Source organism: Acidithiobacillus sp. AC3, assembly GCF_050261095.1.
Lineage (GTDB): Bacteria > Pseudomonadota > Gammaproteobacteria > Acidithiobacillales > Acidithiobacillaceae > Igneacidithiobacillus > Igneacidithiobacillus copahuensis.
Genome location: NZ_CP189838.1, coordinates 2,114,209 through 2,129,407 on the forward strand (window position 1 = coordinate 2,114,209; position 15,199 = coordinate 2,129,407).

The window sequence follows — 15,199 nt, forward strand, 5'->3', positions numbered from 1 at the left end:
TAAATAAATCCGGCTATTGCGCCCGCATGAAAAGCATATTCAACAGCATCTTTCCGCGCGCGAGATGACAGCCAAGATTGTAAGAATCACGTTGGATTCTTCGGTAAAGGCTCCTCCTACCATTGACTTTAGTGTCCCACCCACGGTCACCAATAACAGATGGCAGATCTTCCAAAATGGTCACACTTGCCGGAGTGAGATCTAACACGCGCAAACCATGACTCCTTGGATCATCCAGAAGATGATCCACAGCCTGACGGATCGAACCGGAACTATCAGATAAAATCCGTGCGGCTCGTCCACTCAGTAAATAAGCGCCTGTCCCCAAGGTTGGCAGCAAGGAGAAACGTAGAAAAAAATTTCCCATGCGGCATTTCGTGAAGCCAACCTTGCTTGAATATGCCTGCTGTAAACGGCAAACATCCCAATATTTTTTGAAAGATAGAGCAACCTCGATTGACTCTACAATATTATCCTGCAAAACAGCATCATCCTCCAACACGCCGAACACCTCGGTTGGTCGTTGTGCCATCTTTTCCCAGATCGCCTTGTGACTCTGAAAGCACCCAACCTCACCGCGTGTAAGATGGTATCCAAAACGTCGCACACGGTATGCGCTGTCATAGCCCGGCTCATCCACATAATTTTGTGCAGGGCATATCGCGGGAAATATTTTTGGATTATAGCCATTGCCAGCCAATTGCTCGGCCGAACGACTGGCGTTGTTCGCACGCCTTCTGTCACCCAACATTGTGATGATGAAAAATTCCACGCAGATCACCTATTCCTATACGACATGGACATAGAAACCATGAAGGGGGCGACAACCGCAAAGCGAAAAATCATCACATCCGAAAACGAACCAACAACAAAACTCGCCAACATCAATAACTGAAACATGCCAAGTGCGTTATTCTTCTGTCGCCAGGTCCTCCGAAGCAGAGAATAAAGAAAGAACACGAACAGAGACAAGCCGACTAGCCCATACGATGTCAAATAAGCGAGAAAGCTATTATGAGGCTCAATCATTACATAATACCCCTTTGGTATTGCCGGTATGACACCAGCCTCCATGAGGTGAATGGTATACTCAATGAACGAGCCCGGACCAATACCAAAAAGTGGATGCGACAGAAATATATGAAATGCGGAGTCCCAAAAGACCATGCGTAAACCAAGATCTGTGTCTGGTTTTCCAGAAAAGAAAAGAAACACATCTCGCAAAGCGTCGTGCCACCTCAGCTCTACTGTTGGAACAGTAAACCCCAGTATCAGCACCATAATAACAAGCGCACCAACTAGCACGCCAAGAAATTTTTTTTGTTTATTAAAAACCAAGAAAAGAAACGGAATAGCCAGCATCGCAAAAATAGCCTGACCAGTTCTTCCAGTAGTTATTGCCAGCTGTATCAAGAGGGACAGTGCAATCATCGCTGGATATATTTTACTACGAAAAATAAATTTGTATTTCATATCCCACAACATGAACAATATTACCGGAACCGTGTCAACACCAAGAAATACCCGATAGCTATAGCCTACAGGACCCTGAATGGGATCATACCCACCGAGAGGCCATAGGCCAAACATTTGCAACAACGCAATTGCAAAATTTGACATTGCTCCAACGATGAACATTACAATAATTATCCTCACCCTTCGCTCGTCCCAGAAAATAGTCGTCCCTATAACAAATAAGAGATAAAACCATAAATTCCTAAGCTCATCCAAACCAGAATGAATGTTTCTTGACCAAATTAGAGTGATTGGTAACCACAGAAGAATTGCCAACACCGGATAAATTTGTTTGGACCCAAGAACTGAGACGATTCTATTCCGAACCGAACTCAGCAGAAAAACGGCTATAGCCAGGCCGCCAGAGATACTAGACATCGCGACAGTGTAATAACAAAAAACCATTTGTAGGCCAATCAAATAAACCAGAACGTCGTCGGCATCTTCAGCGATAAAAGACATCAGTCGTTTCATATGAGGGATTCCCAAATTTTTAGCCAATTGATCTAACTACAGGTGATAATCATGAACATACATTCCTTCGGAAACCATGATATTTTGCTACTCATTTTTGGAGAAAGAGAACCATGGAGTGCGACAGAGGATAAAGCGTATATAGAGCAGGGGGTCAGACCGTCGCCTCCCCTTGCGGCAGATCCACACCGGCATAGACCTCCAGCAGAGAGAGATCCAGATCCACGCAATGAAAGTGCAGGCGATCTCCTTCGCTGAGGAGTTCATGCCACCACCCTTCGGGCCGCCGACGATAGACCTCAATACTGCGGCTATCGGAATCGACGAGAATATATTCCCGCAGACTGGGGAGAGTCTGATAGGCATGCAGCTTTTCGCGACGGTCGATGTTGGCCGTACTCTCCGACAGCACCTCGATGATCAGGCAAGGATCTTTCAGGTACAGACTGTCTCCGGGTAAGGGGTTTCCACAGCGGTTGTGCTGCCCCAGTGATACTGCCAGGTTGCGCACGATGGCATTATGGCGCAATTTGGCACCAGCCATGGCATAGACTTGCCCCGCCACATATTCATGGCGGATGTCCGATCGTTGCTCGCCTTCCAGGTATTCTTGCATAGGCAACGGTGTTAGCAAGGCCACTTTCATAACGTGCACCCCACGGCGATTTTCCGCAAATTTCCAGCACATAGCATAAGGTTCCGGCTCTCGACTGTCATCGTCCCAAGGCTGCCAGAAATTTGCGGGCGATAGCGTCGGCAGCAAAGCGCTCGACCTGAGCCGGCCCGTTGGCGGCGAGCTGCCGGTATAGCGTCCGGTCAGCGGCAAGACGGAGAATGGCGTCGCGCCAGGCATCGCTGTCGCCGGGATGCAGCAAAAGCCCCGATACGCCATCCGCAAAGCTCTCCGGGATTCCTCCCATTGCCGCCCCGAGAACGGGGGTAGCACAAGCCTGCGCCTCGACCAGGACCCGACCAAAGGTGTCCGGCTCAATAGAGGGCAACGCCAGGGTATCCATGACGCTATACCAGGGGGTGACCCTGTCCTGCCAGCCGATGACGTGCTGCCAAGGGCGACCGGCCAAGCGTTCCCGCAACCCCGCTTCATGCGGGCCACCGCCGATCCAGATTCCTTGCACCCGCTCATCCTGGGCATGAGCGGCATCGATGGCATCAGCGAGTACGAAAATGCCCTTGCCGCGATGCCATGCCCCCACAAAACCGACCAAAAAATCTTCCTCCCGCAACCCCAGGGCTTGACGCCGCTCCGCCCGTGCCTCGGGGTCACGCGAAAAGTCGGCAAGGTGCAAGGGATTGGGCAGCGTCTCGACGCGCTCTTTGGGCAAACCCTGGACGATCAGCCGCTCGCGTAGGTAGTTGGAGATAGCAAAAAGACGTAAAGGCCAGCGGGAGAGGAGCCAACGGGTACTGGGGCGAAGGCGCAGGTCCATGTGGCGAAACAGCGTCAGCGGTACGCCATGGGCGCGGCTAAGGAGGGCCAACGGCCAGTATTCCTTGCTGAAACTGCCGACCAGAAAGTCCGGTCGCAGCTGGCGCAGACTTCGCTGCAGGGCCACGAGACCCTGGGGATCAGCGCTGTTGCGGAAGCTACCGTAATGGAGAGAGACGGCTTCGCCTTGCAGTGCAGCCGCAATTTTTCCCTGCGGATGGACCAAGGCATGCGTCTCCACGCCCTGCCGCGCCAGGGCACTCAGCAGGGTGATCATATGGGTCTCCGTGCCACCGCCCCCGGGATTGGTGCCCACCCACAGCAAACGGATGCTCAGAATCCTTCTCCTGCACCCACCTGTGCATCAGGAACGCGGACGATCTTCATATCCTGTCCAAAGCTGCAACGGGAATACATGCGGCAAATGATGCCCCCCCACGGAAATGCGCGGCAGGGCGAACAGGTCCGCATCGCTTTGCGCTCTTCCGCGCCGCGTGGTCACCGCCGCGGCAAAGCCAGAACGCGCGACCATCTCCCGCTCGCGTGCGCCCATTTCACCATAGGGATAACAGAACGTCATGATCTCTTGGCCCAACTGCGCCTCCAGTTCTGCCTTGCTGCCGGAGATCTCCTGCTCCGCGTCGGCGTCTGCCAGAGCCGGCAGATGAACGTGATTTTGCGTGTGCGCACCAATTTCCATACCCGCATCGCGCCAGTGTTCGAGCTCCGACAGGGACATCATCGGCTTTTCCACTCGCAACTGCTCGGCATCCCAACGATTGAATGCCCCCAGCGCGGCCGATACCACAAAACAGGTGGCGGTGAATCCCCAGCGCTGCAGGATCGGCAGGGCGCTGTCCACATTGTCGCGATAGCCGTCATCAAAGGTAATTACCACCACTTTGCCACTGCTTTCCCCCCGCAGATAGGGCAGCGCATCCCGCAGGGACAGGCCCTGATAGCCGGCTCGCGCCAGAAGCCCCATCTGCCAGGCAAAGCGGCGCGGCGCAACGTAGAGGCTACGCAGTCGCGCCCCCGCCGGGGCTTGAGCGATGTTGTGGTACATCAGAATGGGAATGCGGGCCATCTCAGACTTGATCGGATTTCCGGCTACGCAGCACGTAGGTGGTCTTCCCCTGCCCCTCGAAATAGATGCGCGACAGCATTTCGGCGACGATGCCGGTGTTGAGGAACTGCAGCCCGGCAAGAAAGAAGAGCATCCCGGCGACCAGCATGGGACGCCCGGAGATGGCGGCTCCTTCGGCAAATTTATCGATAAAAAGGTAGATCAACATGCCAGAGCCAATGAACAGGGAAAAAAGCCCAATCACCCCAAAGAAGTGCATGGGGCGCTGGCTGTAACCGAGGAAAAACTTGACGAAGAGCAGGTCGACCAGCACGCGAAAGGTACGGCTGATGCCGTACTTACTCTTGCCCGCCCGGCGCGGATGGTGACGCACCGGCACCTCGACGATACGGTCGGTGTAGGTGAGGGTAGAGAGCCAGGCGGGGATGAAGCGGTGCATCTCTCCATACAGCCGGACCCCCTGCAGGACCGAGGCGCGGTAGGCCTTGAGGGTACAGCCATAGTCATGCAGGCGCACGCCGGTCAGACGGCGGATGAGGCGGTTGGCGATGCGCGAGGGGATCTTGCGCAGCAAGAGCCCATCCTGTCGGTTCTTGCGCCAACCGGCAACGACATCCAGGTTTTCCGCGAGAAGCCGTTGGGCCAACGGCAGGATGTCCTGCGGATCATTCTGCAGATCGGCGTCGAGGGTGACGATGACCTCGCCGCGAGCGGCGTCGATTCCCGCCTGCATCGCCGCCGTCTGTCCAAAATTGCGCTGCAGGTGCAGCACCGTAAGGACCTCTGGCCATTCCGCCTGGGCACGGTCGAGGGCGGCGGCACTACCATCGCGACTGCCATCATCGACGATGATGACCTCGACATCGGCCTCGCCCAAAGCGGCGCGCAGAGCCGCCACTAAGGGCTCGACATTGTCAATTTCGTTGTAGAGCGGGATGATGACCGACAGTTCAGGCATGGGTATTCCAGGCATCGAGAAAGGCACGGGTGGCGCTGGCGGGGTCTTCGGCTTCCAAAATTCCCGACAGGACGGCAATCCCCGAGGCGCCCGCAGCACGGGCTGCCGCAACCCGCTCCGGCGTCATCCCGCCCAGGGCAATCACCGGGACCGCCGCAGGCGCAATCAGCTCGGCAAAGCGCTCGATTCCCAGGGCCGGCGCGTCGGGGTGGGTCTGGGTGGCGAACAGCGGAGAGAGAAAGGCATAACGCGCATGCAACCGTGCAGCGCGCGCCAAGCACTCCCCCCCGTGGCAAGAAACGCCAAAAGGTTCCGATAGCTTCCCCGTTGCCGCCTGCAGGCGGGCTTCCGTCCAGTGCTGGCCGGAAACTGGCCAGTCTGGGGCCGGTTCGGGATGATTGAGGAAAAAGCGTACGCCCATATTGCGGGCTTGCTCCAGAAACCCAGGCATCGCCGCCGCGAGCTCCGCTGGCATCGTCTCCTTGATCCGCAACACCACGGCACGCAGGCCGGCAGCGATGGCGGACTGCAGAGCCGGCAAAAAGCGGGAAGCCGGCAACCGCGCGGGATCCGCAATCAGCCAAAGCGGCGGCTGCGGGAGCTCTTCGCCGAGCAGCTTGGCGACCACCGGCAGATTGGGCGCAAGACAATCGAGTGCTGCAATTTCCCACGGGTAGATCCAGCGAATCTGCTGCCCCTCTCGCCCGTAGGGCTCCCCCTGCCAGCTACGCACCCGAAAGAAGTGCAAAGCCACGGTGCGTTCGGGATAGGGATGATCGCGTCGCAGAAAGGCTTCGGGGTGACCAATCTGAACGCCGATCTCCTCTTCCAGCTCCCGCCGCAGGGCCGCCTCCGCTGTCTCGCCGGGCTCGATCTTGCCCCCCGGGAACTCCCAAAATCCCGGCCAGGGTTTGCCCTCGGGACGCAAAGAAACCAGCACCCGGCCATCATCCCGCTGCAAGACCCCCGTAGCGACGGGGACTACCGCCACGACTCAGCTCCGGTAATCGGCATTGATGCGCACATAGTCATAGGAAAGATCACAGGTCCAGATCTGCTCTTGGGCCGATCCGCGTCCAAGATCGACATGGATGGGGATCTCCGCCCGCGCCATGACCGCCTGCCCCGCCTCTTCGCTGTACTCTGCAGCACGGGCACCATTGCGCACGATGCACAGATCGCCGAGATGAATCTGTACCCGCTCGACATCGAGATCTTCCACTCCCGCCGAACCGATGGCCGCGAGCAGTCGGCCCCAGTTGGGATCCGAGGCAAAAAAGGCGGTCTTGATCAGGGGACTATGGGCCATGCGATACGCCACCTGCAGACACTCGGATACACTGCGTCCGCCACTGATCCGGATGGGGATGAACTTGCTGGCACCCTCACCGTCGCGGACGATGGCCTGCGCCAGTTCGGTCGCCACCTCGGTGATGGCGTCGATCAGGGCGTCTGCCTCACCCAGCGCCAGGGGCAGATTCCCCGCCCGCCCCGTGGCGATGAGCATGCAGGCATCATTGGTGGACATGTCGCCATCCACGGTGATGCGGTTGAAGGAGCGGTTCACCGCCTGCTTCAAGATCGGCTGCAGGGCCTCCGGTGCAAGGGCGGCATCGGTAGCGATATAGGCGAGCATGGTCGCCATATCTGGCCGAATCATGCCGGAGCCTTTGGCAATACCGGTGACGGTGACCTCTTTGCCGGCAATATTGAGCTGTCGCGAGGCGCCCTTGGCCACCGTATCGGTAGTGCGGATGGCATCGGCGGCCTCCAGCCAGCGATCCTCGGCCAGCGCTGGCAGACAGCCCGGCAAGGCTGCCGCAATCTTGCCCGCCAGGTCGATCGGCTCTCCGATCACCCCGGTGGAGAACGGCAGGACCTGCTGCGCCGTACAACCCAATGCCGCAGCCACCACCCGGCAGCTATCTTCGGCAGCACGCAGTCCCGCCGCCCCGGTCCCGGCATTGGCGTTACCCGTATTGATGATCAGGGCACGAATGCCTTGACCGGTGGCGAGGTGTTCCTCGGCCACCAGGACCGGCGCCGCACGAAACCGGTTGCGGGTGAAGACACCCGCCACCTGCGTCCCGGGGGCGAGCTCCATCAAGGTTAGGTCGCGACGCGCGGCATAGCGGATCTGGGCCTCGGCTATGGCAAGGCGGACGCCGGCAACCGGCAGGAGGGAACGGGGAGGATCAAGGGCAACGGGCATGACAGTCTCTCAGCCGAGGCGACCACAACAGTGTTTATATTTTTTGCCGGAACCGCATGGGCAAGGCTGGTTACGACCCACCTTTTGCACGTGTATGGGCATCGCCGCCGCCCCACCCAGGGCCGCTACGGCGGACAGGTCGCGGTCCTCGTCTGCACTGGAGCCACCCGGCAGATCGGGGTGCTGGAAGACCAGACCCTGATTCGTCGGCGGGCTCGGGAAGAGACTGCTCCAATCCATGGCCTCGGCAGGCGTCTCGCTAACCGGGCTGACCTGCACATGCGACAGGGTGCTGACGATTTCTTCGCGCACCCGCGCCAGCATGGCATTGAACAAGGTCAACGACTCGCGCTTGTACTCCTGCTTGGGGTTTTTCTGCGCATAGCCACGCAGGTGAATACCCTCGCGCAGGTGATCCATGCTGGCGAGGTGATCTTTCCACTGGCTATCGAGCACCTGCAAGGTCACACTCTTTTCCAGATGACGAGCCATTTCCTCGCCCATCAATGCCTCGCGCTCCTGCCAGCGGGCGTGCACCGCCTCCAGGATGCGTTCCTGCAGGCCCTCATGATTCAAGGTGCGATCGGCTGCCAGCCATTCTCCTACTGGGAACTTTTCGGCAAAAATCCGTTCCAGGGCCAGTTCCAGCCCCTCAATGTCCCACTGCTCTTCCATGACGCCCGCCGGGGCATAGTCATCGAGCAGAGCATCGAGCACATCAACCCGCAGGGATTCCACTTCTCTGTGCAAATTGTCACTGTCCATGAAGGCGTTGCGCTGGGCGTAGATGATCTTGCGCTGTTCATTGGCGACGTCGTCATATTCGAGCAACTGCTTGCGGATATCGAAATTGCGCGCTTCAACCTTGCGCTGGGCGTTTTCGATGGACTTGGTCACCCAGGGATGCTCGATGGCCTCCCCCGGCTGCATGCCAAGCTTCTGCATCAGTCCGCCCAGGCGATCACTGCCAAAGATCCGCATGAGCGGATCTTCCAGAGACAGATAAAACCGACTGCTACCAACGTCGCCCTGGCGCCCGGCACGTCCCCGCAGCTGGTTGTCCACCCGCCGCGACTCATGACGTTCCGTACCAATGATGTGCAGACCGCCGGCTGCCAGGGTCTTGTCGTGCTCCGCTCCCCAGCCATCGCGCAGGTCCTGGGCTTGCGCTGCCTTGGCGGCATCGTCGAGGTCTTCGCGTGCCTCGATCATCTCAATCTGATGCTCGACATTGCCACCGAGAACGATATCCGTACCGCGGCCGGCCATGTTCGTGGCAATGGTCACGGCACCGGATTTTCCCGCCTGGGCAATGATTTCCGCCTCGCGCTCGTGCTGCTTGGCATTGAGCACGGAATGGGGGATTTTTTTCTGTTGCAGACAGCGCGACAAATACTCATTGTGTTCGATAGAAGTCGTACCCACCAAAACGGGTTGCCCGCGCTCTCGACAGGCCTCGATATCGGCGGTGATCGCATCCCATTTCTCCGCCGCCGTACGGTAGATCTGATCGGCCAGATCCTTGCGCTGAATGGGTCGGTGGGTGGGAATGACGACCACTTCCAGGCCATAGATCTGGTTGAGCTCGAAGGCCTCGGTGTCGGCAGTGCCAGTCATGCCCGACAATTTTTCGTACATACGGAAATAATTCTGGAAGGTGATGGAGGCCAGGGTCTGGCTCTCGTTCTGGATCTCCACCCCCTCCTTGGCCTCCACCGCCTGATGCAAGCCGTCGGACCAGCGCCGGCCCGTCATCATGCGGCCGGTAAATTCATCGACGATGCAGACCTCACCGTCGCGAACGATATAGTCCGTTTCGCGATGGTAGATATGATGTGCGCGCAAACCCTGATTGAGATGATGCACCAGACTGACGTTCTGGACGTCGTAGAGGTTCCCCTCGCGCAGCAAGCCATTATCGAGCATCAGTTGCTCGGCCTTTTCGACGCCCTCTTCCGTGAGCAGCACCTGCTTGGCCTTTTCATCGATGGTAAAGTCTTCGTCGGCAACGAACTGCGGGATGAGCTTGTCGACTTTTTGGTAGAGATCGGTGTTTTCCTCGGTGGGCCCGCTGATGATCAGCGGCGTGCGCGCCTCGTCGATAAGGATGGAGTCGACTTCGTCAATAATGGCGTAATGCAGGCCGCGCTGCACTCGCTCGGCGGGCGAAAAGGCCATATTGTCACGCAGATAGTCGAAGCCAAACTCGTTGTTGGTGCCATAGGTGATGTCGGCAGCGTAAGCCGCACGGCGCTCCTCGGGCGAAAGATTGGCAATGATGGTCCCAACGGACAGGCCCAGAAAGCGGTGCACGCGCCCCATCCACTCGGCATCACGACTGGCCAGATAGTCGTTGACCGTCACAACGTGAACGCCTTTGCCGGTCAGGGCATTGAGGTAGGCCGGCAGAGTGGCGACCAGGGTCTTGCCCTCGCCGGTGCGCATCTCGGCAATCTTGCCCTCGTGCAGCATGTAACCGCCGATCAGCTGCACATCGTAGTGAAACAGCCCCATAACGCGCCGCGCCGCCTCGCGTACGGTGGCAAAGGCCTCGGGCAGGATACTGTCCAGGGGCTCCCCGTTCCCGACCCGCTCGCGCAGTCGCGCCGTCTGCCCCTGTAGCTCGGCATCGCTCATGGCGTGAACCTGTTCCTGCAAGCCATTGATCCGGGCAACTACAGCGCGGGCTTTCTTGATCAGGCGGTCGTTGCGACTGCCCACCACATGACGGATGATGGTTCCCAGCATGAATGCCAAAACTCTAAGTCAAAAAAATATGCCCGAGGGTAGCACGAAGCCCGCACGGACGAAACGTCGCGCCCGTGATCAGATCGGCCCGGCGCTCGCAGCCGTGTTTCGTCACGGACAGGAGCTGCACGCCCGGCAGCAGGACTGGAATGCGCTGCTGAGCCTGGAAGCCCAAGAACGCACCTGGCTCGTGGACTGGCGCGACGGCACCTTGCAGGTCTTGGTGGAGAGCAGCGTCTGGCTGGCCTGGTTACGACGCCACCAGAAACGCATCTGTCAGCGTTGGAATGCGCGTTTTCCAGAGTATCCGGCGGAACGGATCGTGGCCACGGTGCGCCCACGGCAATCGCAAGCGTCTGCGTCGCGGCCGCCTGCCGCCACCCGCATCTCCGGACCCGCGCCGGACGCCCTGCGCGAGTTGGCAGAAAACAGCGACGGCGCCCTCGGCGCCGCCCTCCAACGACTGGTCCGGACCCTGGATCAGGCAGGGACCGCCGCCAGGGAATCCACAAAGGAAAACGGCGCCTTCTCCGGCGAGGAATAATCCACATATTCCCAGGCATCCTCGCGCTGCAGGAGCAGGCGCAGAAGCTGATTGTTGAGGGCATGCCCGGCCTTGTGACCAGAGAAATGTCCCAGCAACGGATGCCCTAGCAGGTAGAGATCGCCAATGGAGTCGAGGACCTTGTGGCGGACGAACTCATTGGCGTAGCGCAGGCCATCCTCATTGAGCACGCGGTAGTCATCGACGACGATGGCGTTATCGAGATTGCCCCCCAAGGCCAGACCCATGCGCCGCAGCGTTTCGACCTCGCGCATGAAGCCGAAGGTGCGCGCCCGCGAAACTTCCTTCAGATAGGAGGTGTGGGCAAAATCGACGCTGACTTCCTGGCCGCCATTGCGTACCACGGGATGATCGAAGTCGATGGTAAAGCTGACCTTGAAGCCATCGAAGGGCTCGAGACGTACCCAACGGTCGCCATCACGCACTTCCAGGGTCTCGGTGATGCGGATGAAACGTTTCGGAGCATTCTGCTCCTCCACCCCGGCGCACTGGATGAGGAATACGAAGGGCGCGGCACTACCGTCCATGATCGGGACTTCCGCACCGTCCAGATCCACATACACATTGTCGATGCCGAGGCCGGCCAGGGCAGACATCAGATGTTCGATGGTGCCGACGCGAATTTCCCCATCGCCGATATTGGTAGACAGTCGCGTGTCGACCACATGCAAAGGATCGGCCTTGATGTAGGCCTTGCCGGGGAGGTCACTGCGATGGAAGACGATTCCCGTGTTCACTGGCGCTGGGCGCAAACCAAGATACACCTTCTTGCCACTATGCAGGCCAATCCCGGTGCCCCAAATCATGTTTTTCAGAGTGCGCTGTTGAATCATCTACCTTTTTGCGATCGCCGGGATCGCCCTCCCACGTTTCACTAGAGCCAACGATACAACGACTGTTGCGAAGTTACAACTTAATTCTGTCGCGCCAGTGTAATGCCACCCTTCAGGGCTGCGCAATCAAATTTGACATCCGTTCACGATTCCCCACCCAATCCCCCACACGTTCTGATACACTAAATGCTCCGATATTACGGCGAAACACCCCACTAGACATTTTGAGGACCCTTGCATGGCAACACCGAGCAACAAGAAGACCCTGATGACGCTGTATTCCGCGCAGGACTGCGTCTTTGCCCATCGCGTTCGCTTCGTACTGGAAGAAAAGGCCATGGAGTATCAGGTAGTCGATATCGACTTCGCTGACAAGCCGGAAGACCTCTTCGCGCTGAATCCCTATGGCGAAGTGCCCACCCTGGTCGACCGTGACCTGGCCGTCATCGAGTCCTTCTTGATCATCGAATATCTCGACGAGCGCTTTCCGCATCCCCCCTTGATCCCTGCCGATCCCATCTCGCGCGCACGCGTCCGGGTGGGACTGATGCAGTTTGATCGCGACTGGTTCAACCCCCTGTTCCGGCCGGGTTACAGCGAGCAGGACAAAGTCGCCGCCAAGGATTCTTTGCGTCGCTCCCTGGCCCAACTCAGCACCCTATTCAGCCAGCAACGCTACCTTTTCGGTGATGAGCTGTCTATCGCCGACTGCGCCCTGGCACCACTGCTGTGGCGCTTGCCAAGCCTGGGCATCGAGATTCCCAAGGCGGCCAGGGCCACCCAAGATTATGCGGAACAGATTTTTGCGCTGGAGAGTTTCCAGCGTAGCCTGACCCCGGCAGAAAAAGCGCTGCGCTGATGGCGCTTTCGGTAACCGGTCTCGATCACCTCGCGGCCGGACTCTTCGCCCGTTGCCAGCGCGATCCCGACGGAAATATCGCCTGGCAGCGGGTGGGTGAACAGTTCCTTCCCCTGCGCGCCGCCGACTTTGCAGAAAGCGTGCGGCGCCGCGCACGGGGACTGATCCGGCTTGGAGTACGCCGGGGTGACCGGGTCCTGCTCATGGCCGCCAATTCCGTCGATTGGGCCATTCTCGATTTTGCCATTCTCAGCATTGGTGCGGTTACCGTGCCCCTCTACGCAAGCCTCGGGGCACGCGAGATTCACTATGTTCTGGGGGACTGCAGCCCCAGTGTGATCCTGTTGCAGAATCAGGAGATCTACAGCCGTCTGGAACCCGCGGCCTGGGGTGTCGCGCCCGGCCATGTCTTTCTGCAGGAGGCCGCGGCGGGGCTGGCCGATTGGCAAGACCTGGACACCCTCGGGGGCGATGAGGAGGCACCCGCGTTCCCCGCAGACCCCCTGCGACGGCAAGACCTCGCCAGCATCGTCTATACCTCGGGAACCACGGGCTGGCCCAAGGGCGTCATGCTGAGTCACGGTAACTTTCTCAGCAACATCGAGGGCTTTTTGCACCTGGTACCATTACGCGCCGGGCAACGACTGCTTTCGGTGCTCCCGCTCAGCCATGTCTTTGAACGTGCCACCGGCCATTTTGGCGGCTATCTGCTGGGTCTGGAGACCGCCTATGCCGAACGGCCCGATACTGTGCTGCGCGATCTGGCCACTACCCATCCCGATCTGTTGATTGCTGTTCCACGCATTTTTCAAGTGCTCTACGAACGCACTTTGCGGACTCTCAACGATCGCCATGACTGGCTGGGGAAATTTCTACGCCAGGGCATGGGGCTGGAAGGAAAAACGGCGGCGCACTGGCAACAGGCGACAAGCAGTTATCTGCTGCGCAAACAGCTGCGCAAGAAGCTCGGCGGGCGCCTGCAGTACTTCGTCTCCGGCGGCGCCGCTCTGGACCCTACCATCGCCCAGTTTTTTCTGCGACTCGACCTGCCCATTCTCGAGGGTTATGGCATGACCGAGGCGAGCCCGGTCATCGCTGCCAACCCCCTCAATGCCATCCACCCGGGAAGCGTGGGCAAGCCCCTGCCCAATCTCGAGCTGCGCATTGCCGACGATGGGCAAATCCTGGTGCGCGGTCCGTCCATTATGCAGGGGTACTGGAACAACGATGCCGCCACCCGCGAGACGGTGGTGGAGGGCTGGTTGCATACTGGTGACGTGGGCGAGCTGGATGTCGATGGATATTTACACATCACCGAACGCAAAAAAGAAATCATCGTCAACAGTGCCGGGGAAAACATTGCGCCGCAGAAGATCGAGCTGCGGCTGTGCAGCCAGCCGCTCATCGCTCAGGCGGTCGTCTTTGGCGACCACCTTCCGTATCTGATTGCGCTGCTCTACCCGAATCCCGAGATCGTACGCGACACTTTGGGGGAGAGTGTCGATGCGCGGCAGCTCGAACACGCGCTCCGGCAAGCCGTTCATCAGGCCCTGCAAGGCCTGCCGAGTTTTGAGCAGGTGCGGCGCTTCGCCATCCTGCGCGAGCCCTTGAGCGAAAGTGGCGGCACCCTGACCCCCACGCTGAAGGTGAAGCGGCGCCGCGTCGCGGAACAGTATGCCGCCGAACTCGCCGCCCTACAGCGCTGATTCCGTGCTTTGGGCTAGTCGCCCATGCGCCCATGTTTATTTATGGAGGCACTGTGGCCCCAGCCTTCCAGGTTCTGCACCTGTACCCCCACCCACCAATACTCCGCCACGCTGTCCTTGCCATGCCCACCCACGAGTGCCTGACCCGGTGCCAAATGGACATGCTCCAGCAATTGCCGCGCCGCGTCCCTCGTGCGAAACACCGACCACGCCACCACCCGTTCCATGGGGGTCACGGACGGTAGCTCACGCACTTCATCCAGAAATGTATCATCGATCATGACAGTCTCTCCTCAGATCACGTTGTATTGAGAGTATAGTTCCGGTCTGGCGGAGTGTGCCGAGTTGTACGGCGCCGCAAAGTGCGTATAGTGCGCTGTGGAGTGAGTCAGACGACCGCCGCGGAGCGATCCGGGGAGGAAAGTCCGGGCTCCACAGGGCAGGACGCCGGCTAACGGCCGGGAGGCGTGAGCCTACGGAAAGTGCCACAGAAAATACACCGCCAAAGCGTGTAAACGCCGGTAAGGGTGAAAAGGTGCGGTAAGAGCGCACCGCGCTCCCGGTAACGGGAGTGGCAGGGTAAACCCCGTCCGGAGCAAGACCAAATAGGCGCACCAAGCTGTGGCCCGCAGCGTGCGCGGGTAGGTTGCTGGAGCCGGCTCGTAAGGGCCGGCCTAGAGGAATGGTCGTCCACGACAGAACCCGGCTTACCGACTCACTCCACTTTTCCCCACCCGCTAGCCATTCTCGCCTTTCAGGCGAAATCTTTCTTAAATTCATACGGTTGTCGACTTT

At 58.9% G+C, this 15,199-nt stretch carries 14 protein-coding genes and 1 other RNA gene; 4 read left to right on the top strand and 11 right to left on the bottom strand.

All coding sequences use genetic code 11. The annotated features are described in order from the left end of the window. Positions 1-13: 13 nt before the first annotated feature. From ACQAYK_RS10665 to secA, 9 genes are all read right to left on the bottom strand, one after another. Positions 14-772: a glycosyltransferase family 25 protein gene (locus ACQAYK_RS10665; protein ID WP_483167562.1), complete on the bottom strand. Its 759-nt coding sequence runs from the start codon at positions 770-772 to the stop codon at positions 14-16. A 5-nt stretch (positions 773-777) separates the two neighbouring features. After that, the gene (locus ACQAYK_RS10670) at positions 778-1,989 is read right to left on the bottom strand and encodes an O-antigen ligase family protein (protein ID WP_483167563.1); all 1,212 of its coding nucleotides are present in this window, start codon (positions 1,987-1,989) and stop codon (positions 778-780) included. 154 nt (positions 1,990-2,143) lie between these two features. After that, complete coding sequence (locus ACQAYK_RS10675; RefSeq protein ID WP_483167564.1) at positions 2,144-2,635, bottom strand: Uma2 family endonuclease; 492 nt, start codon at positions 2,633-2,635, stop codon at positions 2,144-2,146. A gap of 67 nt (positions 2,636-2,702) precedes the next feature. Next, complete coding sequence (locus ACQAYK_RS10680) at positions 2,703-3,752, bottom strand: glycosyltransferase family 4 protein (protein ID WP_483168029.1); 1,050 nt, start codon at positions 3,750-3,752, stop codon at positions 2,703-2,705. A 48-nt stretch (positions 3,753-3,800) separates the two neighbouring features. Continuing rightward, positions 3,801-4,523 (bottom strand): polysaccharide deacetylase family protein, encoded by a 723-nt coding sequence (locus ACQAYK_RS10685; protein WP_483167565.1) that lies wholly within the window; start codon positions 4,521-4,523, stop codon positions 3,801-3,803. Position 4,524: 1 nt separating this feature from the next. After that, positions 4,525-5,481 carry a glycosyltransferase family 2 protein gene (locus ACQAYK_RS10690; protein WP_483164758.1) on the bottom strand — a complete coding sequence of 319 codons (957 nt, stop codon included), beginning with the start codon at positions 5,479-5,481 and terminating at the stop codon, positions 4,525-4,527. Then, positions 5,474-6,472, bottom strand: a complete 999-nt coding sequence (locus ACQAYK_RS10695) for a Nudix family hydrolase (RefSeq protein ID WP_483167566.1) — start codon at positions 6,470-6,472, stop codon at positions 5,474-5,476. Before ACQAYK_RS10695 ends, ACQAYK_RS10690 begins: the two co-directional genes overlap by 8 nt. A gap of 3 nt (positions 6,473-6,475) precedes the next feature. Beyond that, positions 6,476-7,693 (bottom strand): bifunctional glutamate N-acetyltransferase/amino-acid acetyltransferase ArgJ, encoded by a 1,218-nt coding sequence (gene argJ, locus ACQAYK_RS10700; protein WP_215873035.1) that lies wholly within the window; start codon positions 7,691-7,693, stop codon positions 6,476-6,478. Positions 7,694-7,702: 9 nt separating this feature from the next. After that, on the bottom strand, positions 7,703-10,441 hold the full coding sequence (gene secA, locus ACQAYK_RS10705) for a preprotein translocase subunit SecA (protein ID WP_215873036.1): 2,739 nt from the start codon (positions 10,439-10,441) through the stop codon (positions 7,703-7,705). Between secA and ACQAYK_RS10710 the strand changes: the two genes are divergently transcribed. Beyond that, positions 10,440-10,985 (top strand): DciA family protein, encoded by a 546-nt coding sequence (locus ACQAYK_RS10710; protein WP_226827830.1) that lies wholly within the window; start codon positions 10,440-10,442, stop codon positions 10,983-10,985. The genes secA and ACQAYK_RS10710 overlap by 2 nt on opposite strands. Here the strand turns inward: ACQAYK_RS10710 and lpxC are convergent. After that, a complete protein-coding gene (gene lpxC / locus ACQAYK_RS10715; protein WP_215873037.1) occupies positions 10,922-11,839 on the bottom strand; it encodes a UDP-3-O-acyl-N-acetylglucosamine deacetylase in 918 nt (305 codons plus the stop codon). The two genes, ACQAYK_RS10710 and lpxC, sit on opposite strands and share 64 nt — an antisense overlap. Before the next feature lie 238 nt (positions 11,840-12,077). On the opposite strand from lpxC, the gene ACQAYK_RS10720 reads away from it, so the two are divergent. Then, positions 12,078-12,698, top strand: coding sequence for a glutathione S-transferase N-terminal domain-containing protein (locus ACQAYK_RS10720; protein ID WP_215873038.1), 621 nt, complete (start codon positions 12,078-12,080; stop codon positions 12,696-12,698). Beyond that, positions 12,698-14,404, top strand: coding sequence for an AMP-dependent synthetase/ligase (locus ACQAYK_RS10725; protein ID WP_215873039.1), 1,707 nt, complete (start codon positions 12,698-12,700; stop codon positions 14,402-14,404). Before ACQAYK_RS10720 ends, ACQAYK_RS10725 begins: the two co-directional genes overlap by 1 nt. Positions 14,405-14,418: 14 nt before the next feature. Here the strand turns inward: ACQAYK_RS10725 and ACQAYK_RS10730 are convergent, their stop codons facing one another. Continuing rightward, positions 14,419-14,685: a hypothetical protein gene (locus ACQAYK_RS10730; protein WP_215873040.1), complete on the bottom strand. Its 267-nt coding sequence runs from the start codon at positions 14,683-14,685 to the stop codon at positions 14,419-14,421. A 99-nt stretch (positions 14,686-14,784) separates the two neighbouring features. On the opposite strand from ACQAYK_RS10730, the gene rnpB reads away from it, so the two are divergent. Continuing rightward, positions 14,785-15,130: RNase P RNA component class A (gene rnpB, locus ACQAYK_RS10735), an RNA gene on the top strand. Positions 15,131-15,199: the final 69 nt, after the last annotated feature.

Bases quoted from the DNA above. Each gene is read 5' to 3' on its own strand.
- ACQAYK_RS10670 (WP_483167563.1), bottom strand. From the start codon at position 1,989: ATGAAACGACTGATGTCTTTTATCGCTGAAGATGCCGACGACGTTCTG.
- ACQAYK_RS10675 (WP_483167564.1), bottom strand. From the start codon at position 2,635: ATGAAAGTGGCCTTGCTAACACCGTTGCCTATGCAAGAATACCTGGAA.
- ACQAYK_RS10685 (WP_483167565.1), bottom strand. From the start codon at position 4,523: ATGGCCCGCATTCCCATTCTGATGTACCACAACATCGCTCAAGCCCCG.
- ACQAYK_RS10690 (WP_483164758.1), bottom strand. From the start codon at position 5,481: ATGCCTGAACTGTCGGTCATCATCCCGCTCTACAACGAAATTGACAAT.
- argJ (WP_215873035.1), bottom strand. From the start codon at position 7,693: ATGCCCGTTGCCCTTGATCCTCCCCGTTCCCTCCTGCCGGTTGCCGGC.
- ACQAYK_RS10710 (WP_226827830.1), top strand. From the start codon at position 10,440: ATGAATGCCAAAACTCTAAGTCAAAAAAATATGCCCGAGGGTAGCACG.
- secA (WP_215873036.1), bottom strand. From the start codon at position 10,441: ATGCTGGGAACCATCATCCGTCATGTGGTGGGCAGTCGCAACGACCGC.
- lpxC (WP_215873037.1), bottom strand. From the start codon at position 11,839: ATGATTCAACAGCGCACTCTGAAAAACATGATTTGGGGCACCGGGATT.
- ACQAYK_RS10720 (WP_215873038.1), top strand. From the start codon at position 12,078: ATGGCAACACCGAGCAACAAGAAGACCCTGATGACGCTGTATTCCGCG.
- ACQAYK_RS10725 (WP_215873039.1), top strand. From the start codon at position 12,698: ATGGCGCTTTCGGTAACCGGTCTCGATCACCTCGCGGCCGGACTCTTC.
- ACQAYK_RS10730 (WP_215873040.1), bottom strand. From the start codon at position 14,685: ATGATCGATGATACATTTCTGGATGAAGTGCGTGAGCTACCGTCCGTG.